The 22276-nt window shown below is 41.1% G+C and carries 23 protein-coding genes and 2 riboswitches; of the genes, 20 read left to right on the top strand and 3 right to left on the bottom strand.

All coding sequences use genetic code 11. The features are described from left to right. Nucleotides 1-66: 66 nt before the first annotated feature. The 19 genes from LQ203_RS23630 to LQ203_RS23540 all read left to right on the top strand — a co-directional run bounded on the left by LQ203_RS23630 (nucleotide 67) and on the right by LQ203_RS23540 (nucleotide 19174). Nucleotides 67-1854, top strand: a complete 1788-nt coding sequence (locus tag LQ203_RS23630) for an acyl-CoA dehydrogenase family protein (protein ID WP_230161900.1) — start codon at nucleotides 67-69, stop codon at nucleotides 1852-1854. A gap of 138 nt (nucleotides 1855-1992) precedes the next feature. Continuing rightward, nucleotides 1993-2349 carry an arsenate reductase family protein gene (locus LQ203_RS23625; protein ID WP_230161898.1) on the top strand — a complete coding sequence of 119 codons (357 nt, stop codon included), beginning with the start codon at nucleotides 1993-1995 and terminating at the stop codon, nucleotides 2347-2349. Nucleotides 2350-2446: 97 nt separating this feature from the next. Continuing rightward, nucleotides 2447-2827, top strand: coding sequence for a glycine cleavage system protein GcvH (gene gcvH, locus LQ203_RS23620; protein WP_230161895.1), 381 nt, complete (start codon nucleotides 2447-2449; stop codon nucleotides 2825-2827). Between the two features lie 91 nt (nucleotides 2828-2918). Continuing rightward, nucleotides 2919-3284, top strand: coding sequence for a toprim domain-containing protein (locus tag LQ203_RS23615; RefSeq protein ID WP_230161893.1), 366 nt, complete (start codon nucleotides 2919-2921; stop codon nucleotides 3282-3284). A 3-nt stretch (nucleotides 3285-3287) separates the two neighbouring features. Next, a complete protein-coding gene (locus tag LQ203_RS23610; protein WP_230161965.1) occupies nucleotides 3288-3596 on the top strand; it encodes a thioredoxin family protein in 309 nt (102 codons plus the stop codon). Nucleotides 3597-3745: 149 nt separating this feature from the next. Then, nucleotides 3746-3851: riboswitch (SAM riboswitch) on the top strand. A gap of 105 nt (nucleotides 3852-3956) precedes the next feature. Further along, nucleotides 3957-5267: an O-acetylhomoserine aminocarboxypropyltransferase/cysteine synthase family protein gene (locus LQ203_RS23605; protein ID WP_230161891.1), complete on the top strand. Its 1311-nt coding sequence runs from the start codon at nucleotides 3957-3959 to the stop codon at nucleotides 5265-5267. A gap of 117 nt (nucleotides 5268-5384) precedes the next feature. Beyond that, nucleotides 5385-5497, top strand: a riboswitch (SAM riboswitch). 166 nt (nucleotides 5498-5663) lie between these two features. Next, complete coding sequence (locus LQ203_RS23600; RefSeq protein ID WP_230161889.1) at nucleotides 5664-6698, top strand: methionine ABC transporter ATP-binding protein; 1035 nt, start codon at nucleotides 5664-5666, stop codon at nucleotides 6696-6698. Continuing rightward, complete coding sequence (locus LQ203_RS23595; protein WP_230161887.1) at nucleotides 6691-7359, top strand: methionine ABC transporter permease; 669 nt, start codon at nucleotides 6691-6693, stop codon at nucleotides 7357-7359. Before LQ203_RS23600 ends, LQ203_RS23595 begins: the two co-directional genes overlap by 8 nt. Before the next feature lie 15 nt (nucleotides 7360-7374). Continuing rightward, complete coding sequence (locus tag LQ203_RS23590) at nucleotides 7375-8211, top strand: MetQ/NlpA family ABC transporter substrate-binding protein (protein ID WP_230161885.1); 837 nt, start codon at nucleotides 7375-7377, stop codon at nucleotides 8209-8211. A gap of 753 nt (nucleotides 8212-8964) precedes the next feature. After that, nucleotides 8965-9750: a Fe-S cluster assembly ATPase SufC gene (gene sufC / locus LQ203_RS23585; RefSeq protein ID WP_230161883.1), complete on the top strand. Its 786-nt coding sequence runs from the start codon at nucleotides 8965-8967 to the stop codon at nucleotides 9748-9750. A 15-nt stretch (nucleotides 9751-9765) separates the two neighbouring features. Next, nucleotides 9766-11067 carry a Fe-S cluster assembly protein SufD gene (gene sufD / locus LQ203_RS23580; RefSeq protein WP_230161881.1) on the top strand — a complete coding sequence of 434 codons (1302 nt, stop codon included), beginning with the start codon at nucleotides 9766-9768 and terminating at the stop codon, nucleotides 11065-11067. Next, complete coding sequence (locus LQ203_RS23575) at nucleotides 11067-12296, top strand: cysteine desulfurase (protein ID WP_230161879.1); 1230 nt, start codon at nucleotides 11067-11069, stop codon at nucleotides 12294-12296. The genes sufD and LQ203_RS23575 overlap by 1 nt, the downstream gene beginning before the upstream one ends. Next, nucleotides 12286-12714 (top strand): Fe-S cluster assembly sulfur transfer protein SufU, encoded by a 429-nt coding sequence (sufU, locus tag LQ203_RS23570; protein ID WP_230161877.1) that lies wholly within the window; start codon nucleotides 12286-12288, stop codon nucleotides 12712-12714. The genes LQ203_RS23575 and sufU overlap by 11 nt, the downstream gene beginning before the upstream one ends. A 55-nt stretch (nucleotides 12715-12769) precedes the next feature. After that, nucleotides 12770-14167: a Fe-S cluster assembly protein SufB gene (sufB, locus tag LQ203_RS23565; RefSeq protein ID WP_230161875.1), complete on the top strand. Its 1398-nt coding sequence runs from the start codon at nucleotides 12770-12772 to the stop codon at nucleotides 14165-14167. Nucleotides 14168-14369: 202 nt separating this feature from the next. Beyond that, a complete protein-coding gene (locus LQ203_RS23560) occupies nucleotides 14370-15218 on the top strand; it encodes a DUF72 domain-containing protein (RefSeq protein ID WP_230161873.1) in 849 nt (282 codons plus the stop codon). Between the two features lie 86 nt (nucleotides 15219-15304). Next, complete coding sequence (locus LQ203_RS23555; protein WP_230161871.1) at nucleotides 15305-16132, top strand: sulfite exporter TauE/SafE family protein; 828 nt, start codon at nucleotides 15305-15307, stop codon at nucleotides 16130-16132. A gap of 16 nt (nucleotides 16133-16148) precedes the next feature. Continuing rightward, complete coding sequence (locus LQ203_RS23550) at nucleotides 16149-17534, top strand: bifunctional UDP-sugar hydrolase/5'-nucleotidase (protein WP_230161869.1); 1386 nt, start codon at nucleotides 16149-16151, stop codon at nucleotides 17532-17534. Nucleotides 17535-17595: 61 nt separating this feature from the next. After that, a complete protein-coding gene (locus LQ203_RS23545; protein ID WP_230161867.1) occupies nucleotides 17596-17898 on the top strand; it encodes a DUF1805 domain-containing protein in 303 nt (100 codons plus the stop codon). A gap of 178 nt (nucleotides 17899-18076) precedes the next feature. Beyond that, nucleotides 18077-19174, top strand: a complete 1098-nt coding sequence (locus tag LQ203_RS23540) for an HD-GYP domain-containing protein (RefSeq protein ID WP_230161865.1) — start codon at nucleotides 18077-18079, stop codon at nucleotides 19172-19174. Between the two features lie 23 nt (nucleotides 19175-19197). On the opposite strand, the gene yunB is transcribed toward LQ203_RS23540, so the two are convergent. Then, nucleotides 19198-19947 carry a sporulation protein YunB gene (gene yunB, locus LQ203_RS23535; protein WP_230161863.1) on the bottom strand — a complete coding sequence of 250 codons (750 nt, stop codon included), beginning with the start codon at nucleotides 19945-19947 and terminating at the stop codon, nucleotides 19198-19200. Nucleotides 19948-20033: 86 nt separating this feature from the next. After that, nucleotides 20034-20999, bottom strand: coding sequence for a M23 family metallopeptidase (locus LQ203_RS23530; protein ID WP_230161963.1), 966 nt, complete (start codon nucleotides 20997-20999; stop codon nucleotides 20034-20036). Nucleotides 21000-21212: 213 nt separating this feature from the next. Between LQ203_RS23530 and lipA the strand changes: the two genes are divergently transcribed. Continuing rightward, the gene (gene lipA / locus LQ203_RS23525; RefSeq protein WP_230161861.1) at nucleotides 21213-22127 is read left to right on the top strand and encodes a lipoyl synthase; all 915 of its coding nucleotides are present in this window, start codon (nucleotides 21213-21215) and stop codon (nucleotides 22125-22127) included. A gap of 59 nt (nucleotides 22128-22186) precedes the next feature. On the opposite strand, the gene LQ203_RS23520 is transcribed toward lipA, so the two are convergent. Beyond that, a partial coding sequence (locus LQ203_RS23520; protein WP_230156708.1) for an IS3 family transposase occupies nucleotides 22187-22276 on the bottom strand: 90 nt, incomplete at its 5' end.

Here is a 22276-nt window from a genome sequence, read left to right as displayed (position 1 = left end):
ACCTTTCCGGATGCTGTCAACATGCTTCCGGAAGATTTAATATATTTATACTTAGGAGGAAATGACATGTCCAATCAAACAAAAGATAACCTCATTAAAGGTGGAGCCTTTTTAGTAGAAGATATTTCGTATGATCAAGTGTTTACTCCGGAGGATTATTCCGATGAGCATAAAATGATTGCCAAAACTTCTGAAGATTTCGTTGTGAATGAAATTCTGCCGCAAGTTGAACATTTAGAAAACCATGAATTCGACCGTTCTGTTAAATTACTGAAGCATGCAGGTGAAATCGGTTTACTTGGTGCTGACGTTCCTGAAGAATACAGCGGATTGGGTCTAGATAAAATCAGTTCGGCGCTAATTACAGAAAAAATGGCTCTTGCAGGCGGCTTCGGAATTACGCATGGTGCACATGTAGGGATCGGATCTTTGCCAATCGTATTATTCGGCAATGAAGAACAAAAGAAAAAATACCTCCCCTTACTGGCAACAGGTGAAAAAATTGCCGCTTATGCTTTAACGGAGCCAAGCTCAGGATCGGATGCTTTAGGAGCAAAAACAACAGCGAAATTGAATGCAGAAGGAACACACTATATTTTAAATGGCGAAAAACAATGGATAACTAATGCCGGTTTTGCAGATGTCTTCTGTGTATACGCTAAAATCAACGGCGAACAATTCTCAGCCTTCATTGTTGAGCGTGAATATAAGGGCGTATCCACTGGTGCGGAAGAGAAGAAAATGGGCATTAAGAGCTCATCTACACGCACATTGATCCTGGAGGATGTTCATGTACCAATTGAAAACCTTTTGGGTGTAGCCGGAAAAGGGCATGTCATTGCTTTCAATATCTTGAATATTGGCCGTTATAAATTAGGTGTTGGTGCAGTCGGCGGATCTAAACGCGCTCTTGAAATTACAGCCGCTTATACAAATCAACGCCAACAGTTCAAAACAAAAATTTCTGATTTTAATTTGACAAAAGAGAAACTTGCAACAATGGCTTCTAAAATCTATGCAGCAGAAAGCTCAGTATACCGTACCGTTGGTCTTTATGATCAAAGACAAAGCAAGTTGACGGATGAACAAGTGAAAGATGGTAAATCAATGGCAGCAGCAATCGCTGAATATGCAATAGAGTGTTCTTTGAATAAATTCTTTGCATCTGAAGTATTGGATTACGTAACGGACGAAGGCGTGCAGCTTCATGGCGGTTATGGTTTCATGCAGGAATATGAAATTGAGAAAGCCTATCGTGATTCCCGTATTAACCGAATTTTTGAAGGCACAAATGAAATCAATCGCTTGCTTGTCCCGGGAACTTTCCTGAAAAAAGCACTTAAAGGAGAATTGCCGCTTCTTCAAAAAGCTCAAGGCCTGCAAGAGGAATTAATGATGATGATGCCGGAGGAACCTGGCGATGAGCCATTGGCACAAGAAAAAATGCTTGTTAGAAACGCCAAGAAAATCGGTATTTTGGCAGCTGGTCTTGCTGCACAGAAATACGGAACAAGACTTGATCAGGAACAAGAAATCCTCTCCAACATTGCTGATATAGCATCTCTTGCATATGCTGCAGAATCGGTGGTATTACGTACGGAAAAAGCCATTGCGGCCACCGGGCTGGAGAAGAACAAACAAAAAGTCCTTTACACTGAAATTTTCGTTCAAGAAGCTTTCAATGAAATAGAGCAGCATGCAAAGGAAACGTTAATTGCCGTAGAAACAGGCGATACTCTTCGCATCATGCTTTCTTCGCTTCGCAAGCTGACAAGACACAATCCAATCAATGTCATTGCGAAAAAACGTGAAGCTTCAGTTAAGGTTATCGAAACGGAAAAATACGCACTTTAAGAAATAAATTGAAATCTTAAAAGGGAATGCCCGTAATAGGCATTCCCTTTGCTTTGATGAAATCACGTTGGAAAATCAAAGGACATTTCGTTGTATTGCGTGGTGAAAACGGGTATTCTATTGGTAGGTGGTGAAATGATGGGATTAACATTATATTGGTACCCAAAATGCGGCACATGCCGTAATGCGAAGAAGTGGTTGGATAGTCATGAACTGCAATATGAAGCGATCCATATAGCGGAAAATCCACCTTCTCGAACTGAAATCGAACAACTTTATAAAAACAGCGGATTAGAGTTGAAGAAGTTTTTCAATACTAGCGGTCAAAAATATCGGGAGCTCGGGTTAAAGGATAAGCTGAAAGAAGCTTCTGAAACAGAGATGCTTGATATATTGTCCACTGATGGCATGCTGCTAAAAAGACCGATTGTAACGGATGGCACTAAAGTGACAGTGGGTTTCAAAGAAGAGCAATTCGAACAGGCTTGGAACTAAAATTACACAAAATATTTGGTTAATTTCTTACTTAAAACAAAGTTCTACCTTATAATGTAATAGATAAAACAAGATGTACATATGGAGGGAATTAATAATGACAACGCCAAAAGAACTTCGTTACACTAAAGAACATGAATGGGTCAAAACGGAAGATGGAACAGTCCGCATCGGAATAACAGCTTTTGCCCAGTCCGAACTTGGGGACATCGTTTTCGTCGAGCTTCCAGAGGTCGGGGATGAATTGAAAGCGAACGAGCCATTTGGAAGTGTTGAATCCGTTAAAACCGTTTCTGAGCTTTATGCTCCAATCAGTGGCAAGGTTGTTGAAGTGAACGATGATTTAAGTGACAACCCTGAGTATGTGAATGAATCTCCTTTTGAAAAAGCATGGATGATCGTGCTGGAACCAGCAAATAGCAGTGATATTGAAAACCTGATGAGCGCTGAAGAATATGAGAGCTTGATTAACGGGTAAAGCGAAGTAGAGGGGGCCAGATAATGGCCTGCTCTCTTTTTCATTTTGGTTATGGCAGTTGCGCACATAATTCGTGAGATGGAGTGATGACATGGAATGCGGCGAATTCGATAAAGTGATCATTGTAGAAGGCAGTTCCGATAGAAGAAAAGTTGCCTCCGTTTTAAATGAAGATGTGGAAATAAGATGTACGAATGGAACCATATCATTAACTAAGCTAGATGAATTTGTTGATGAATTAATGGATCGTGATGTCTATCTCCTTTTTGACGCAGATGAATCAGGAGAAAAGCTGCGGAAGCAATTCCGGAGGGAAATGCCGGAAGCGAACCACTTGTACATTAATAAAATGTACAAGGAAGTGGAAAGCTCGCCCGAACATCATATCGCAACTGTCCTTTTATCTGCCAATATGAATGTGAAAATGAAATATTTAAGTCAAAGGGTGAACGACTAATTGATGCGGGAATGGAAAGAAGAAGAGTGTCAGCTTGCTGTTGAAAAAGGGGAAACCTTTTGCTTATATTTATATACGCCTTTATGTGGTACCTGTCAGGTGGCTTCCAAGATGCTGACGATTTCATTGGAACTTTTCCCGGATTTTAAGGCAGGCAAAATGAACATGAATTATGTTCAAGCATTTGCGGAATCGTATGAAATTGAAAGCGTCCCTTGTTTATTGCTTTTCAAAGAAGGAAAGCTGTACAAAAAAATATATGCCTTTCAATCCGTTCCTTATTTGTATGGATTGCTTAAGGAAATTAGCTAAGAAACCAACCAGTTACGGGTTGGTTTTTTAGCTTTGTATAGGTAAGGGCCAAAATCTAAATAAAACAAAGAATATTCTAACTATTCATTGACTGGATAAATGTAAAATGCTATATTTTGAATTAAGAAAGTAACTGCTGAATTTAATAGTTCTTATCAAGAGTGGCGGAGGGACTGGCCCGACGAAGCCCGGCAACCGGTATAAATTTATATACGGTGCTAATTCCAGCAGAGTGTTGGCTCTGGAAGATGAGGTGTGTATGAAAACCTCTTCTTGTGGAAGTGGTTTTTTTGTTATTCAATGGATTTCCCGGTTTTATTATAATTCCAACTAAATCGATAGAAGAAGAGGAGAAAGCCTATGTCAGAGAAAAAGTTGCGTTTCGAAACATTGAGTGTTCATGGTGGTCTGCAAGCTGATGAAACAGGTGCCCGTGCAGTTCCTATTTACCAAAGCAATGCATACTTGTTCAAAGACACCGACCATGCAGCGAATTTATTTGGCTTAAAGGAGAATGGCTATATCTATTCTCGACTCCATAACCCCACGGTCAGCGTTTTCGAGGAAAGAATGGCCTTATTGGAAGGCGGGATCGGCGGATTGGCAACAGCAAGCGGAATGGCGGCCATTTCCCTGTCAATCTTAAATATTGCCGGTGCAGGGGATGAGATTGTTTCAGCCTCTACATTGTATGGTGGTACGTATAATCTTTTTGAAAATACTCTCCCTAAATATGGGATTAAAGTGAAATTCGTCTCCCCTGATGACCCTGAAAATTTTAAAAGGGCGATTACGCCAAAAACAAAAGCCATATTTGCTGAAACAATTGGAAATCCAAGCTTGAGGGTTTTAGATATCGAAGCAGTAGCGGATATCGCCCACGATGCCGGCATACCTTTAATTATCGATAATACCTTCGCTACACCATATCTTTGCAGACCCATTGATTTTGGAGCGGATATTGTCATCCACTCTGCTACAAAATGGCTATTGGGTAATGGAACGACATTAGGCGGTGTCATTGTGGACGGAGGGAAGTTCGACTGGAACTCGCCAAACTACCCTGGCTTTACCGAGCCTGATCCAAGCTACGATGGTCTCGTGTACTCGGAGGCAGTTGGACCCGCTGCTTTTATTACAAAAGCCCGTGTGCAATTACTTCGTGATTTAGGCCCTTCGTTAAGTGCCCAAAGTGCATTTCAGTTTACGCTTGGACTTGAAACGCTGCATGTAAGAATGAAAGAGCATATCTCGAACACCAAGTCTGTCATTCAATATTTGAGAAATCAACCGGCTGTGACCTGGGTTTCATATCCTGCTAATGAGGATCATCCGGATAAAGCCCTTGCAGATAAATACTTGCCTAAGGGAGCTGGAGCGGTTGTGACCTTCGGAATACAAGGTGACCGTGAGGCCGGAGCAAAACTTATCAATTCGGTTGAATTATGGTCCCATGTAGCGAATGTTGGGGATGCTAAGAGTTTAATCATCCATCCCGCCAGTACGACCCATCAACAATTGAATGAGGCAGGTCTGGCGAAAGCGGGTGTGAGTGCTGATCAAGTCCGACTATCCATTGGGATAGAAAATGTTGAGGATTTAATTGAAGATTTAGAGCAGGCAATTGAAAAAGCGACGAATATCGTCTCCTTGGCTTCTAAAACGATTTAAGGAAAAGACAAGTTCATATTATTATAGAAATATTATACATTGCACTCCTTTTTTATCTATGATAAAATTTCACCATACTAAAGAACTTAATGATGTACAAAATATTCTATATATTAGCTCTTATCAAGAGAGGTGGAGGGATGTGCCCGATGAAACCCGGCAACCGACAAGGAGATTTCCTTGGAAAGGTGCCAATTCACACAAAGTTTAATTACTTTGGAAGATGAGAGGAAGGCCAATCTTTTTACCTGCCTTTCTGCTCATGCAGAAAGGTTTTTTCTATTCCATATTGGGGTAACCTTTGCATGGGCAGCGAAATTGTTAAAAGCACAAACTAATTATGTAGAGAAATCAACTAAGTTCATAGGTTTTATTGGATAAAAGAGGTGAGTATTAATGATTACATTGACTAATGTCAGTAAGCTGTTTCGAACAGGAAAAGGAAGCAGTGAGACGATCAAGGCTGTAAATAATGTAAATGTTGAAATAAATAAAGGCGAGATTTTCGGTATTATTGGCTACAGTGGAGCTGGGAAAAGTACTTTGATCAGAATGCTCAATGGCTTGGAAACACCCACGGAGGGATCCGTTGTGGTGGCTGATAAGGAAATTTCTAAGATAAATGGGGCAAAGCTTCGTAAGGCCCGTCAAGAAATCAGCATGATTTTCCAACATTTCAATCTATTGTGGTCCAGGACCGTCCAGGAGAACATATCCTTTCCGTTGGAAATTGCAGGAGTTTCGAAATATGAACGCACCAAGCGTGTGAACGAATTAATCAAGTTAGTCGGACTGGAAGGCAGGGAAAAGGCTTATCCATCGCAATTGAGCGGTGGGCAAAAGCAAAGGGTGGGAATAGCCAGGGCTCTTGCCAATGATCCTAAAGTACTGCTATGTGATGAAGCGACTTCTGCTTTAGATCCACAGACTACTGATTCAATTCTTGAATTGCTTGTTGACATCAATCAGCGCCTTGGGCTAACGATTGTGTTGATAACACATGAGATGCATGTAATACGTAAAATCTGTCACCGTGTGGCTGTGATGGAAAGCGGGCAAGTTGTTGAACAGGGACCTGTGCTGGATGTTTTCAAGAATCCTAAAGAACAAATGACAAAGCGTTTCGTGCAACAGGTAACGGAACCGGAAGAAACGAAAGAAACAATGGACCATTTACTCGAACGCTTTCCTGCAGGTAAAGTTATTCAACTGACCTTTGTAGGGGACCATGCCGAAAGTCCGTTGATCACCAAGCTCGTACGTAACTTCGAGTTGGACGTCAATATCGTTCAAGGTAAGATATCCCAAACGAGAAGTGGTTCATATGGAACGCTGTTCATCCATCTTGATGGCACAGAGGATGAAATGCTCCGCGCAATCGAATTCATTAAAGAGCAGCAGGTAGGCGTGGAGGTGATTACTCATGCTTGAAGAATTATTGCCGAATGTGGATTGGGAAGACATTATTGAAGCAACGAAAGAAACACTATATATGACGAGCATCTCTGTAGTAGCTACCTTTTTTATAGGCATACTATTAGGGTTGATCCTGTTCTTGACAGGGAAAGGGAATATGTGGCAAAATCGGGCGGTTAACGTGGTCATGAGTGCTGTCGTTAATATATTCCGTTCCATTCCGTTTCTTATTTTGATCGTGCTGCTCATTCCATTCACTAAAGCACTTGTCGGTTCCATGATTGGTGAGAATGCTGCACTGCCAGCACTTATTATCGGTGCGGCCCCATTTTATGCACGTATGGTTGAAATCGGCCTCCGTGAAATCGATAAAGGTGTAATTGAAGCTGCTAAATCTATGGGGGCTAAAACGAGCACGATCATTTGGAAGGTACTGCTTCCAGAGTCGATGCCGGCCCTTATTTCCGGGATTACGGTAACATCGATTGCATTGGTCGGCTACACAGCAATGGCTGGTGTCATCGGTGCAGGAGGGCTTGGTAATCTAGCCTATCTGGACGGTTATCAAAGAAATCACAATGACGTTACTCTTGTAGCGACTATCGTTATTTTAATTATCGTCTTCATTATTCAAATTATTGGAGATATGATTACATCTAAATTGGACAAAAGATAAAGGGAGATGAATTGAATGAAAAAGTTTTTGGGATTTGCATTAATTTTAGTGTTATCGATCGCTTTGGCAGCTTGTGGAAGTGAAAAGGATAAAAGCGGCAGCGATACGGAAAAAGAATCGAAGAAATTAGTTGTAGGTGCATCAAATGTTCCGCATGCTGAAATCCTTGAGAAAGCAAAGCCAATACTTAAAGAAAAAGGCATCGATTTGGAAATCGAAACATTCCAGGACTATGTTTTACCGAATAAGGCGTTAAACGATAAGGAATTGGATGCTAACTATTTTCAACACTTACCTTTCTTAGAGTCGGCAATTAAAGAGAATGGATATGATTTCGTCAATGCGGGCGGGATCCACATCGAGCCTATCGGTTTATATTCACAAAAATATAAAAGCATCGATAAACTTCCTGATGGAGCAACGATCATTTTAAGCAGCTCTGTCGCTGACCATGGCCGTGCTTTATCACTGTTGGAAAGGAATGGCCTCATCAAGTTGAAAGAGGGCGTCGATAAAACGACAGCTACAACGAAAGACATCATTGAAAATAAGAAAAACTTTAAATTCGACGCTGAATATGAGGCGGCATTACTTCCGAAAATCTATGAAAGCGGCGAAGGCGATGCTGTTTTGATCAACTCTAACTATGCAATCGACGCTGGCTTGAATCCATTGAAAGATTCAATTGCGATCGAAGATTCCGAATCACCTTATGTGAATGTCATCGCTGTAAATAAAGGCGATGAAAATAAAGAAGAAATCAAAGCGCTTGTAGAAGTATTGCATTCTAAAGAAATCAAAGATTTCATCCTTAAGGAATACAAAGGTGCGGTTGTACCAGCGGATAAATGATTCAAGAGGAACGGCCTGATTTAATTCGGGTCGTTTTTTTTATGTTTAAAGTATGAAAAGTAGGGTAAAAGGTTAAAGAAAGAAATAAAATGAAACACAAATTTGAAAGGATGGTTCACTATCAATACTCTAGAGTTAAATGTAACAAGCGAAATGGAAAAGGCGATGCAGTCTTCACATGGGATTGGCTACAGTGAGTACAGTAGAAACTTAGACCTCCGTATCGAGGTTGAGAAGGAACGAGATAGGGAACATGAAAAGTGCAACAAAATGGTGCTAGACCTACAACGCAAAATTCACGGCTAAGCATATAAAAGAGTTCTTTAAAAGATCGGTCTGTAGAGGTAAAATGATAAGTGGTCCAGAAAATAAGGGTTTCCTTATTGGATTATCTTACATAACACCAAACAGTCCGGTTTTTTTCTTTTCAAAGTGAACCGTTCATGCCTTCCAACCAAATCTTTTGAACATATATTAATAAGAACAAAGATTTGCCGAATAATAAGATAATTTTAACAAAAGCTAAATAAGGCTTAATATGCTGTATGTTGGCTATAACTGTTAGTATTATTATAATTGGACAGGTTTTCACCATGTAAGAAGTAGAAACCCCTATCTATATTAGTTGATTCTAAATTGGATTTGTTATAAAATTGGAATGAGAATAAAGTGAGAATACTTTTACGAAAATTATAGTAAAGAAAGTTTTTCTTTCTGGTAATAAAATAGGAATTAGTTCACGGAGGTATTATTATGTCAGCTTCTACATTAACGGTTAAAGATCTTCACGTATCTATTGAAGGTAAAGAGATTTTAAAAGGGGTTAACCTTGAAGTTAAAGGTGGAGAAATCCATGCGATCATGGGACCCAATGGAACTGGTAAATCAACTTTATCATCAGCAATCATGGGTCACCCAAAATATGAAGTAACAAGCGGAAGCATCACATTCGATGGTGAAGACGTTTTGGAAATGGAAGTCGACGAGCGTGCTCGTGTCGGTCTATTCCTTGCTATGCAATATCCAAGTGAAATCAATGGTGTTACAAACGCCGACTTCTTACGTTCTTCCATTAATGCACGCCGTGAAGAAGGCGATGAAATTTCATTGATGAAATTCATCCGTCAGATGGACCAAAAAATGGAATTCCTTGAAATGGATGAAGATATGGCACAACGCTATTTAAATGAAGGTTTTTCCGGCGGAGAGAAAAAACGTAACGAGATTCTTCAATTAATGATGATTCAACCTAAAATTGCCATTTTAGATGAGATTGATTCAGGGCTTGATATCGATGCACTTAAAGTCGTTTCAAAAGGAATCAATGAAATGCGCGGAGAAGACTTTGGATGCTTGATCATCACTCACTACCAACGTCTATTGAATTACATCACTCCTGACTATGTACATGTTATGATGCAAGGACGTGTCGTAAAATCAGGTGGTCCTGAACTTGCTGCCCGCTTGGAAGCGGAAGGTTATGATTGGATCAAACAAGAATTGGGCATTGAAGACGAAACTGTTGGCGAAGAAGCGTAAGTAGGAGGATTTGCAATGACTACAGAAACGAAATTACCGTTTGAACAAGAGGATATAAGCTCTTATTCAACTAAAAATAACGAGCCTGCTTGGCTTTCAGAGCTTCGGATTCAAGCGTTTTCTGAATTTGAAAAGCTCCCGATGCCAAAGCCGGATAAAACGAAAATCGACAAATGGAATTTTACTTCTTTCAAGACCCATGCGGTTGAAAGTGAAGCTTTTGCCTCTATAGAAGAGCTTCCGGAAGAAATCAAATCCATCATTGAAGAAAATGGAAACTTATACATTCAACGCAACAATACGCCGGCACATATCAATCTGTCAGCAAATGTGAAAGAACAAGGCGTCATTTTTACGGATATTTTAACAGCGGCTCGTGACCATGCTGAGCTCGTGCAAAAATATTTCATGAAAGACGGCGTTAAAATAGATGAGCATCGTTTAACAGCACTTCATGCTGCATTGGTTAATGGGGGAGCATTCCTTTATGTTCCGAAAAATGTAGAAATCAAAGAGCCGATACAATCGGTATTCCTATTGGATAATCCTGATACTACACTTTTCAACCATGTATTGATCGTAGCGGAAGATAATAGCTCTGTCACATATGTAGAGAACTATTTCTCAACTGTTGAGTCTAACGAAGGGATTGCCAACATCGTAACTGAAGTATTTGCGAATGCAAATGCAAAAGTGGAATACGGGGCGGTCGATACCCTTTCAAAAGGCTTTACGACATACGTTAACCGCCGTGGGGTGGCAGGACGTGACGCTCGTATTGAGTGGGCACTTGGCCTGATGAACGATGGAAATACGATTTCAGATAACACAACATATCTAATGGGCGATGGCTCGCACGGTGATACTAAAACCGTTGTAGTCGGTCGCGGGGAACAAAAACAAAACTTTACGACAGCGATCATTCATTATGGCAAACGCTCTGAGGGCTATATCCTTAAGCACGGTGTCATGAAAGACGCCGCATCCTCCATTTTTAATGGAATTGGAAAAATAGAGTATGGTGCTACAAAGGCCAATGCCGAACAAGAATCACGCGTACTGATGTTAAGTGAAAAAGCACGTGGAGACGCCAATCCAATCCTTTTAATTGATGAAGATGATGTAACGGCTGGTCACGCTGCTTCTGTAGGTCGTGTTGACCCGCTTCAACTGTATTATTTAATGAGCCGTGGTATTACGAAGAAAGAAGCAGAAAGACTTGTCATTCACGGATTCTTGGCCCCTGTTGTTAACCAGCTTCCTATTGAGGGAGTTAAAAAACAATTAGTAGCGGTCATTGAAAGGAAAGTACAGTAATGAACCCATACGAAATTCGTAAGCTTTTTCCGATATTAGATCAAGAAGTCAACGGTCAGCCATTAGTTTATTTAGATAGTGCTGCGACCTCGCAAAAACCGGCTGCAGTGATTGAAGCGATTGAGCAATATTACCGTGGATACAACTCGAATGTTCACCGCGGAGTGCATACACTAGGAACAAAAGCTACGGATGCGTATGAAGGTGCACGTGAAAAGGTGCGTAAATTCATTAATGCTTCTTCTACAGAAGAAATCATCTTTACTAGAGGAACGACCACTTCTTTAAATACTGTAGCAAGAAGTTACGGTGGAGCAAATGTAAAAGAGGGTGACGAAATCGTCATCTCTTACATGGAGCACCACAGTAATATCATTCCATGGCAGCAGCTTGCCAAAGAAAAAGGCGCTGTACTGAAGTATATTCCGCTTCAAGAGGATGGCACGATTTCACTTGATGATGTGAGGGCTACAATTACGGATGCAACGAAAATCGTTTCTATCATGCAGGTTTCGAATGTACTTGGCGTTATCAATCCTGTGAAGGAAATCGCAAAAATTGCCCATGAACACAATGCTGTAATGGTAGTCGACGGGGCACAAAGCACGCCGCATCTAAAAGTGGATGTCCGTGATTTGGATTGTGATTTCTTTGCCTTCTCAGGCCATAAAATGGTCGGTCCAACAGGTATCGGCGTATTATATGGAAAAAAAGAACTTCTTGAAAAAATGGAGCCAATTGAATTCGGCGGAGAGATGATTGATTTCGTAGGCTTGTATGAGTCTACATGGAAAGAACTCCCGTGGAAATTCGAAGGCGGTACCCCAATCATTGCCGGCGCCATCGGCATGGGGGCTGCAATTGATTTCTTGGAGGAAATTGGCTTGGATCATATTGAACGGCATGAACATAAACTCGCCGCTTATGCAATGGAGAAAATGTCCGCAATCGAAGGGCTGACCATATACGGTCCTAAAGATTCAGAAAAGCGTGCGGGTGTAGTTACCTTTAATATGAATGACGTACATCCACATGATGTCGCTACCGTACTTGATGCAGATGGAATTGCTGTCCGTGCCGGTCATCACTGCGCACAGCCATTAATGAAATGGCTTGACGTGTCATCGACAGCAAGAGCAAGTTTCTATCTCTATAACACGGAAGAAGATATTGATAAGCTTGTGTCCGGGCTTGTTAAAACGAAGGAGTATTTCAGCAATGTCTTTTGATAACTTAGATACACTTTACCGTCAGGTCATTATGGATCATTATAAGAAACCACGTAACAAAGGTATGCTTGAGGATGGCAGCATGACAATCGATATGAACAATCCAACTTGCGGTGATCGGATTCGTTTAACGATGAAGATTGAAGATGGAAAAGTCAGCGATGTTAAATTCGATGGTGACGGATGTTCGATATCCATGAGTTCGGCTTCCATGATGACTCAAGCCATTAAGGGCAAAGACGTTGATACTGCTCTAGCGATGTCCGAGACTTTTTCCTTAATGATTCAGGGAAAAGAATACGACAATGAGATGGACCTTGGGGATATTGAAGCCCTTCAAGGTGTTTCTAAATTCCCAGCCCGAATCAAGTGTGCGACCCTAGCTTGGAAAGCCATGGAAAAGGGATTGAAGGAATAATTAAATTAAAATGAGCTGTTGTAATTCAGCCATTTGAAATGGAGGAATACGAGCTATGGCAAAGAAAATGCCTGAAATCGGCGATTATAAATATGGCTTTGCGGATAAAGATGTTTCCATCTTCCGTTCAAAGCGTGGTCTGACAAAAGAAATCGTGGAAGAAATTTCTCGAATGAAGGATGAACCGCAATGGATGCTTGATTTCCGTTTGAAATCATTGGAGCATTTTTACAACATGCCAATGCCTCAATGGGGCGGCGACATGCAGAGCCTGAACTTTGATGAAATCACATACTATGTTAAGCCATCAGAGAAATCAGAGAAGTCTTGGGATGAGGTTCCTGAAGAAATCAAACAGACTTTTGATAAATTGGGAATTCCTGAAGCCGAACAAAAATATCTTGCTGGCGTATCTGCTCAATATGAATCAGAAGTGGTTTACCACAGCATGAAAGTAGAATTGGAAGATTTGGGTATCGTCTTTAAAGATACGGACTCTGCACTTCGTGAAAATGAAGATATCTTCCGTGAGCATTTCGGTAAAACAATCCCGCCTACTGATAATAAGTTTTCGGCTTTGAATTCAGCTGTATGGTCAGGCGGATCTTTCATCTATGTTCCAAAAGGTGTTAAAGTGGATACTCCGCTTCAAGCTTATTTCCGAATCAACTCTGAAAACATGGGTCAATTCGAACGTACGCTAATCATTGTTGATGAAGGCGCATCCGTTCACTATGTAGAAGGTTGTACAGCACCTGTTTATACAACTAACTCCCTTCATAGTGCGGTTGTTGAAATCATCATTAAAAAAGATGCTTACTGCCGTTACACAACGATTCAAAACTGGGCAAACAACGTGTTTAACTTGGTTACGAAACGTGCGGTTTGTGATGCTAACGCAACAATGGAATGGATTGATGGTAACATCGGTTCTAAATTGACAATGAAATATCCTGCTGTCATCTTAAAAGGTGAAGGCGCTCGCGGTATGACATTATCGATTGCCATTGCTGGAAAAGGCCAACATCAAGATGCTGGAGCGAAAATGATTCATCTTGCGCCAAATACATCTTCAACTATCGTCTCAAAATCAATTTCTAAACAAGGCGGTAAAGTAACATACCGTGGTATCGTTCACTTCGGACGTAAAGCGGATGGTGCTCGTTCTAACATTGAATGTGATACATTAATCATGGATAATCAGTCTACATCTGATACAATTCCTTATAATGAAATCTTGAATGATAACATTTCCCTTGAACACGAAGCAAAGGTTTCCAAAGTATCGGAAGAGCAATTGTTCTACCTGATGAGCCGCGGAATCTCTGAGCAAGAAGCAACGGAAATGATCGTAATGGGCTTCATCGAACCATTTACAAAAGAACTTCCAATGGAATACGCGGTTGAAATGAACCGTCTGATCAAGTTCGAAATGGAAGGCTCCATCGGATAATAACCGACGGATCGCCTGAAAGGCGATTCAGCACAATCCATTCATACAAAAGCCTGCCAGGGAGACTTGGCAGGCTTTTTATTTTGGAAAGTGAAATCCGGCCGCCATTATGCAAAGATTAAATATGCCTATGCAAGGGTAAAAAAATAGTAAGGGAAAAGTCGGAAACGGGTCTTGTCAGCAGAAAGGAGTAATGGTGCAGATGATTTATGTTGGTGTGACTGGCTGGGGCGATCATGATAGTTTATATCATGGCGGGGTGCCCCAACGTGATAAACTGAAAGAGTATGGGGCTCATTTTCCCATTGTGGAGGTGGATGCCTCATTTTATGCAGTCCAGCCTAAGAGGAACAGTGAAAAGTGGGTGTCAGAGACACCTGCGTCCTTTCAATTTGTCGTTAAAGCCTATCAGGGGATGACAGGACATCAGCGTGGGGAAATTCCATTTGAAAGTAAAAAGGAAATGTTCAAAGCCTTTCGCGACTCTCTTGAAGCTTATCAGAAGGCCGGCAAGCTTGCTATGGTCCTATTTCAATTTCCACCATGGTTTGATTGTAAACGTGAGAATGTAAACTACCTACGATGGTGCAGAGCTGAGATGGGCGATATGCCAGTTGCCATAGAATTCCGGAATCAAAGCTGGTACAGATCCACCATGGTCCAGCAAACTTTGGATTTTATCCAAAAGGAAGGTTGGATTCATACTGTATGTGATGAGCCGCAGGCTGGAGAAGGGTCCATTCCTGTCGTCCTGCATCCGACTCATCCAGATAAAACCCTGATACGCTTTCATGGCCGAAATTTGCATGGTTGGCAGAAATCATCTTCGGGAGATAATTGGCGGGAAGTCAGGTATTTATACCGATATAATCATCAGGAATTAACTGAATGGGTGGAGAAGATCAGGATATTAGAAAAGCAATGTAAGGAGATATATGTCCTTTTCAATAATAACTCAGGCGGAGATGCCGCAGATAATGCCAAGCAAATGATTGAATTGCTTGGTATAGAATATGAAGGACTGGCTCCTAAGCAGCTTGGTTTGTTTTAACAGGCATTATATAATTAATGAAGTGATAACGTGACAAGCTAGTTATTGAGCGCTAGAATCACAAACAGATAAAGGCGGATTTTCTCATGGTATGGGTAGTATTAGTAGGTATCGGATTAATAGCGGGATCAATCGGCTCTCTTGTCGGTCTGGGCGGTGGCATCATCATTGTACCTTCTCTTTTGTATTTAGGTACATCTACAGATATAATCGATGAACTGACACCCCAGATTGCTGTCGGTGTATCAACCGTGATCATGATTTTTACCGGTTTATCATCTACTTTATCTTATTTAAAACATAAAGTGGTGGATTATAAGGCAGGCTTAGTCTTCTTCATAGGCAGTTCACCTGGTGGCATAATTGGAGCCTATGTGAATAGGAACCTTAACGTGGAAGCTTTCTCCTTGTATTTTGGAATTTTCATGGTTTTCATGGCTATCGTGCTATTAGTGAAAGATCGTTTGAAGCCCATGGTTTTCAAGCCTGGAAAAGGGAAGATCGTTAAAACGTATAAAACGGATAATGGACATTCATTTTCCTATGGATACCACCCTCTGATAGCTGTATTGATTACATTTGTCGTGGGTTTCAGCTCAGGGTTATTTGGAATTGGCGGTGGCGCCTTAATGGTCCCCGTAATGATGCTGCTTTTCTTCTTCCCTCCGCATATGGCAGTAGCGACTTCGATGTTCATGGTATTTTTGTCTTCCATCACTAATTCGATTACGCACATATCCCTTGGGAATGTAAATTGGCCATATGCTCTTGCCTTGATTCCGGGTGCATGGTTCGGTGCAAAATTGGGGGCATTCATTAATACGCGCCTAAATAGTGCGTCACTTGAAAATATGTTGAAAATAGTGCTGATAATCATTGGTTTACGTCTTATATACCAAGGTATTACAGGATAAACGAGGAGGGAAAATGATGTCAGAAATCATTCATTTGTATCACACCAATGATCTCCATAGTCATTTTGAGAATTGGCCTCGTATTGATAAGTTTCTTAAAGAAAGAAGACAACTTCATCAAGAGACGGGAGAAGAAGCGATCATACTTGATATAGGTGATCATGTGGATCGCTGGCATCCATATACAGAAGGTACGTTGGGGAAAGGAAATATTGATCTGCTGAATGAAGCGGGCTATCAATATGTGACCATCGGCAATAATGAAGGGATCACTTTACCCCATGATGCGCTAGATTCCCTATATGATGCGGCAAAGTTCAGGGTCTTGGCAGCAAATATTTATTACCGGGATAATGAAAGGCCTGAATGGGCGCTGCCATATTGGATACATACAACGCTAAAGGGCACCAAAATCGCCATGATAGGTTTGACAGCTTTTTTTCAAAAGTTTTACACTGCGATGGGCTGGGAATTAACAGAGCCATTCGTGGAGTTGAAGGCACAGCTTGAACGGGTTAAAACGGAGGCAGATGTAATCATCATCCTGTCTCACCTGGGCATCCATGATGATGAGAGGATGGCAGAGGACTTCCCCGAGATTGACGTCATACTTGGCGCGCATACACACCACATCCTTCACCAAGGGAAATTGGTCAATGATACGCTCCTCTGTGGTGCCGGAAAATATGGATTTTTCGTTGGGCAGGTGGAAATGACCGTCAATCAGGAAAAGAGAGTCAGCAAGAAGAGTGCCATTCTTTATGATACCAATGATTTTTCGGAATTAGAGGATGAACGGTCATGGATTGAAGCAATGTACCAGGCCGGCGGGGAAACGCTTCAGCAAGTTGTAGTGGATTTACCTGAATCTCTGGAAAATGATTGGTTCAAAGTAAGTGCCCTTACGAAAATACTAGGGGAGGCACTAAGGGAGTGGAGTAAGGCTGATTGTACCTTTTTGAATGCGGGTCTTCTGCTCGATGGATTGCCTAAAGGGCCTGTCACCAAAGGGGACATTCATAAAATCTGTCCACACCCCATCAATCCTTGCATCGTTGAAGTTAATGGGAATGAATTAAAAGAAATCTTAATGCAATCGAGAAATGAGGAGTGGCCTCATATTCAAGTGAAAGGTTTCGGTTTCCGCGGGAAAGTCATGGGTGTCATGCACTATGATCAAATTGAATTTAAAGAAACGGACAATGGAATAGTAAAAGGAATCTTGATAAATGGGAAGAAACTGCATCCTGACAAGTCCTATAAACTGGCTATTCCTGATATGTTCACGTTTGGGCACTTCTTTCCAAGTATCCATCGCTCCAATCGTAAAGAATACCTATTACCGGAATTCTTACGGGATATCCTTTCATGGAAGTTGAAAAAATTATATCCGGACGCCTAACGCTAAATCACGGTTCCGCCCTTTTTTTCATAAAGTATGGGGAAGAGAGGGGCGAAACCAATTGATCAGCATGATACCGATAATACTTGATAATCATACATTCCTAGCCATTTCTGTCCGACTTCCCAAAACGAATTTGCTTGCTGTAGCGTCCGAGAAAGGATATATAATGTGCGGTGCGTTAGATGTAGGACTACTAAATGATAAATTAAGAGATCGCAAAATACTTGCAGGCAGGGCCACGGGTGTTACCTCGATTGAAGAGCTTTTGGATGCACCGCTTGAATCGGTTACATGGGAGGCTGTGGAGCAGGGCATCCATCCAGGAATGCTTGGTAAGGAGGCATTAATCAAAATGATTTGAAAAGGTGGGCTTTCTTTTTTATCCAGAAGGGGGCCTTGTTTTAATTCATCAAGTAATCCGAATATTTATCAATAAATATTTATAAACAGATTCATATAACAGAATATTTTCCGATAATCCTTATAAAGGAAAGAAACGGTTTGATCTACAAATATTGAATGGGGAATGGAGTACAAGTATGAGGCTAGCTATTACAAAGTCACTCAGCCCTGGTGCCAGGCTCGGAAAAAACATCTATAATGAGCGAGGCCATGTCCTATTGTGTGAGGGGCTAACATTAACGCAGAAAATGATCGATCGACTGGTGTCCCTTAATATTCCCTTTGTATACATTCAAGATTCAAGGACGGATGACATTATTCCAAAGCCGCCAGTATCCGGGAAACTAAGGAGAGAAGCCATTAATACGATTGAAACCACTTTCCTGGACATGAAAAACAACATCAACCTGGATGCCTCGTTCACGATAGAGCAGGCAAACGTCAAGTTCACTCAATTAGTCCGAAACATCATGGACGAGTTGAATAGGAATAAAGAGTTAATGACTTTATTGGCCGACGTCTATACATACGATGATTATATCTTTACTCATTCCTTAAATGTGACTTTATATACCCTTGCGATCGGAATGGAATTAAATATAAATAAAAAAAATTTGGAGATTCTTGGGCTAGGGACGATTTTACACGATGTCGGGAAAATGCTCGTGCCTTTGGATATCCTTCGGAAACCTGGTAAGTTGACGGAAATGGAGTTTGAACAAATCCAAAAACATGCTGATTATGGATTTCATCTAATTAAAAAGGTTCATACCGTTTCACTTTTAGTTGCAAATTGTGCCTATCAGCATCATGAAAGGTTAGATGGATCAGGGTATCCTCGTGGCATAAAAGGGGATGAAATTCATTATTTTGGTAAGATCATTGCCGTTGCCGACGTATTTGATGCCGTGACTTCCAGTCGGGTTTACCGTAAGGCCATGCTGCCGCATCAGGGGTTGGAAGTTCTTTATGCAGGAGTTGGGAAAAAGTTCGATAATACGATCATCGAGGCTTTCCGCCGGGCAGTTGCGATCTACCCAAATGGTCTTTCAATAGAATTGAATGATGGGAGAAAAGGGGTCGTATCCGCTCAAAATGAGGGAATAGGTGACCGGCCCATGATAAGGATCCTTGAAGAAAATGGGGAGCAGATAAAAGAGCCATATGAAGTGGACTTGAATAAAAGCCTGCATTTATTGATCGTGAAATGTTTGAATATACAAGAACCAGCCTAACCAAAAGGAATAAGCTGGTTTTTTCATTCCTTGTTTTCCTTCATGATGGCAGGTGCGACCGAACTGTTTCCATTACTATAATAGCTTGGTACATCACCTTCTATAAGCAGACTGCCGACTGTCACCTCCTGACTCACTTTGGTCTCTTCAGTAAAAGAGGGAATGACGATTTGAATATTGACATCAAAATCCACAATCAATTCATAATAAACATTATTGATTCCTGCGTTTGTCAGTTTTGTCCTCAAATCCGATTCAACATTCCCAATGACTGACATTTTTACTGGGATTTCAGGTCCAAAGTTGGAAAGAAGGTTATTCCCCGTTACGACGCCTAAGGGGATATAGTAGACCACGCTATTATATTGTTCATCATTTATTTTGGCCGAACCCGTTTTAAAAGGATTTCCCTGTTTGATGCCAAGCTTCTTTTGAATATCCTTTGTAATGTTGGCGCGCAATTCACTATATATGACTGGATTGAAGCTATAGGAAGAACTGGAGTCCTTGCTACCCTCGTTGTTGGTGATGATTTTTTTCATATCAACCTTTGCTATATTCTCATCAACTGATTCATGAATCGTTTCTGTTGCAATCCGTTTAATTTCATACTCGGCTACACTCATGATCACTGGTTCGATGGCTTTATCAACATACCAAAGCGTCATGATGCTCGATATGATGAAAAGGATAAATGAATAGAGAAATACTTTTCGGGTTGGAAGAGGCCCCTTTTTTCGAAATTTCTTTGGGCGAAATCTTTTTCGGAACACGCTGTAGCCCCCTTTATTAATACCTATGCATCAAGTTCAGGGGATTATGTTCGAATCAAAAAAAAGCAGCGAAAATTCCTCGCCGCTTACTTTTTCCTTTTAGCCAAATCCTTCCTTTCCCACATTTTTAAATAAGGGTAAGGGTCAAAACTCCATTCTGTGATACCGTTGTCTTTGTACATCCCGTAATGCAGATGCGGAGGAAATTTACCGGATGTTCCCGGAGGACCGTAACCTGTACTGCCAACACCTCCGATGACTTGTCCGGGCTCTACGATTTGTCCGACTTTCAATCCTTTGGCAAAACCGCTTAAATGGGCAAAGTAATGATACGTATTATTTAAATCACGTATCCCGATCCGCCAACCTCCATATTTATTCCAGCCTTTCATTTCAATGATGCCATAGCTCGTAGATCGAACGGGAAGGCTATAATCCGCAAAGATATCAGTACCCTCATGGATTCTCCTTCCTCCCCAACCACGAGCGCTTCCCCACGTATTTAAATACGTATAATGGGTCCTTACTGGAACAGGGAAAGCTTTTTCCTGTAAATCCAGCCGGCCATATTTCTTATAAATCTCTGCATTGCCAATGATGATGCTGACCGCTTTATCCCGTTTGTAATAATCCCAAAGGCCGATCCGGATATTATCTTCATCCGTACCATAAGTATGGAGATGCTTCGAAAAAGCATATAAACGATCGGTATCATTAGTAACATCAGCTTTTCCATCACCATTTCCATCCTGGCCCAATCCATCAAAAAAAGTGATCGTGAGCGGGTTCACATCGTTTAAGTTAGGATTAAGGGCTCCTCTCCACTTAGTGGGCTCGATGTTTATCCCGATTAAGCCCTTTGCAGGCTCTAAATCCCGCCGGGCGAGCCTTAGGCTATGTTCATATTGATCAGCCCCAGCAAGATAATACCATGGAACCTGGAGGGTAGCTTCCATATTTTTATATAGCTCCATTCGCCCTGCATAAACTTCAGGGGGATCGGCCGCATTAGCTACTTGGCTTGGTGAATTGAAAACAAACAAACAAGCTATGGTAAAAAGGATTAATTTTTTCAACGGGGCAGGCTCCTTTCATGACACTCTTTCGTATTTATAAAGACATCAGTCCGTCCATCTTTTATAGTTTTGCTGATTTAGCTTTAAACATGAAAAATAAATAATGGGAATCAATCTATAACTTGTATAAATGCTTTATTATTGTTAAAGTAGGGTGTGTTAATTTCTATAGAATGGAGTGACATTTTGATGTCTTCTACAAATAAAGAAATTCTTCGTAAACCAGATTGGTTAAAAATAAAGCTTAATACTAATGAAAATTACATCGGCTTAAAAAATATGATGCGGGAGAAAAACCTGCATACTGTCTGTGAAGAAGCAAAATGTCCGAATATTCATGAATGCTGGGCAGTTAGAAGAACGGCAACATTCATGATTTTAGGTGAAATATGTACAAGGGCATGCCGTTTTTGTGCTGTTACGACTGGACGTCCAAATGAGTTGGATTGGGCTGAACCAGAGCGCGTTGCTGATTCCGTTGTATTGATGAATTTAAAGCATGTGGTCATTACGGCAGTTGCCCGTGATGATTTAAAGGATGGAGGCGCAGAAGTTTTTGCTGAAACGGTTCGTGCCATCCGACGCAAGAATCCATTTACATCGATTGAGGTATTACCGTCGGATATGGGTGGAGTGTATGAAAATATTAAGACTTTGATGGATGCAAAACCTGACATTCTGAACCATAATATTGAGACAGTCAGAAGTTTATCCGACCGTGTTCGTGCCCAAGCTAAATATGACCGTTCATTGGAGCTTTTAAGAAGGGCGAAGGAACTGTATCCGGAGATTCCAACAAAGTCCAGTTTAATGGTCGGCCTAGGAGAGACGAGAGAGGGAATCCTCGAAACGATGGATGATCTAAGGGCGAATAATGTGGATATCATGACGATCGGTCAATATTTGCAGCCGACTAAAAAGCATTTAAAGGTGTTGAAATACTACACGCCTGAGGAGTTTGCCGAGTTGAAAGAACGTGCATTGGAGAAAGGCTTCAGCCACTGTGAATCCGGTCCGCTTGTCCGTTCTTCCTACCATGCAGATGAACAGGTTAATGCAGCTGCAAAACATAAGCAAGCCAAAGGTGAAGAAATATTGAAATAGAGTGAAATAAAGGACCGAATAAATTGAAGTGAACCCAAAAAGTTAGACACTTTATTTAATTAGGCAGCCTTGAGGGCATGAATCCGGTAATCTACCGGGCTCATGCCTTTTAATTTTACCTTGATTCGTTGATGATTGTAGTAATGGAT

The sequence above is a fragment of the Peribacillus sp. Bi96 genome (assembly GCF_918698115.1).
Taxonomy (GTDB): Bacteria; Bacillota; Bacilli; order Bacillales; family DSM-1321; genus Peribacillus.
The sequence above is the reverse complement of the archived record's forward strand: the minus strand, read 5'-3'. Positions and strand labels throughout refer to the sequence as shown.

Bases quoted from the DNA above. Each gene is read 5' to 3' on its own strand.
- LQ203_RS23575 (WP_230161879.1), top strand. From the start codon at position 11,067: ATGAACCCATACGAAATTCGTAAGCTTTTTCCGATATTAGATCAAGAA.
- sufD (WP_230161881.1), top strand. From the start codon at position 9,766: ATGACTACAGAAACGAAATTACCGTTTGAACAAGAGGATATAAGCTCT.
- LQ203_RS23625 (WP_230161898.1), top strand. From the start codon at position 1,993: ATGGGATTAACATTATATTGGTACCCAAAATGCGGCACATGCCGTAAT.
- LQ203_RS23595 (WP_230161887.1), top strand. From the start codon at position 6,691: ATGCTTGAAGAATTATTGCCGAATGTGGATTGGGAAGACATTATTGAA.
- LQ203_RS23600 (WP_230161889.1), top strand. From the start codon at position 5,664: ATGATTACATTGACTAATGTCAGTAAGCTGTTTCGAACAGGAAAAGGA.
- sufB (WP_230161875.1), top strand. From the start codon at position 12,770: ATGGCAAAGAAAATGCCTGAAATCGGCGATTATAAATATGGCTTTGCG.
- sufC (WP_230161883.1), top strand. From the start codon at position 8,965: ATGTCAGCTTCTACATTAACGGTTAAAGATCTTCACGTATCTATTGAA.
- LQ203_RS23540 (WP_230161865.1), top strand. From the start codon at position 18,077: ATGAGGCTAGCTATTACAAAGTCACTCAGCCCTGGTGCCAGGCTCGGA.
- LQ203_RS23630 (WP_230161900.1), top strand. From the start codon at position 67: ATGTCCAATCAAACAAAAGATAACCTCATTAAAGGTGGAGCCTTTTTA.
- LQ203_RS23610 (WP_230161965.1), top strand. From the start codon at position 3,288: ATGCGGGAATGGAAAGAAGAAGAGTGTCAGCTTGCTGTTGAAAAAGGG.
- lipA (WP_230161861.1), top strand. From the start codon at position 21,213: ATGTCTTCTACAAATAAAGAAATTCTTCGTAAACCAGATTGGTTAAAA.
- LQ203_RS23560 (WP_230161873.1), top strand. From the start codon at position 14,370: ATGATTTATGTTGGTGTGACTGGCTGGGGCGATCATGATAGTTTATAT.
- LQ203_RS23550 (WP_230161869.1), top strand. From the start codon at position 16,149: ATGTCAGAAATCATTCATTTGTATCACACCAATGATCTCCATAGTCAT.
- LQ203_RS23555 (WP_230161871.1), top strand. From the start codon at position 15,305: ATGGTATGGGTAGTATTAGTAGGTATCGGATTAATAGCGGGATCAATC.
- sufU (WP_230161877.1), top strand. From the start codon at position 12,286: ATGTCTTTTGATAACTTAGATACACTTTACCGTCAGGTCATTATGGAT.
- LQ203_RS23615 (WP_230161893.1), top strand. From the start codon at position 2,919: ATGGAATGCGGCGAATTCGATAAAGTGATCATTGTAGAAGGCAGTTCC.
- gcvH (WP_230161895.1), top strand. From the start codon at position 2,447: ATGACAACGCCAAAAGAACTTCGTTACACTAAAGAACATGAATGGGTC.
- LQ203_RS23590 (WP_230161885.1), top strand. From the start codon at position 7,375: ATGAAAAAGTTTTTGGGATTTGCATTAATTTTAGTGTTATCGATCGCT.
- LQ203_RS23605 (WP_230161891.1), top strand. From the start codon at position 3,957: ATGTCAGAGAAAAAGTTGCGTTTCGAAACATTGAGTGTTCATGGTGGT.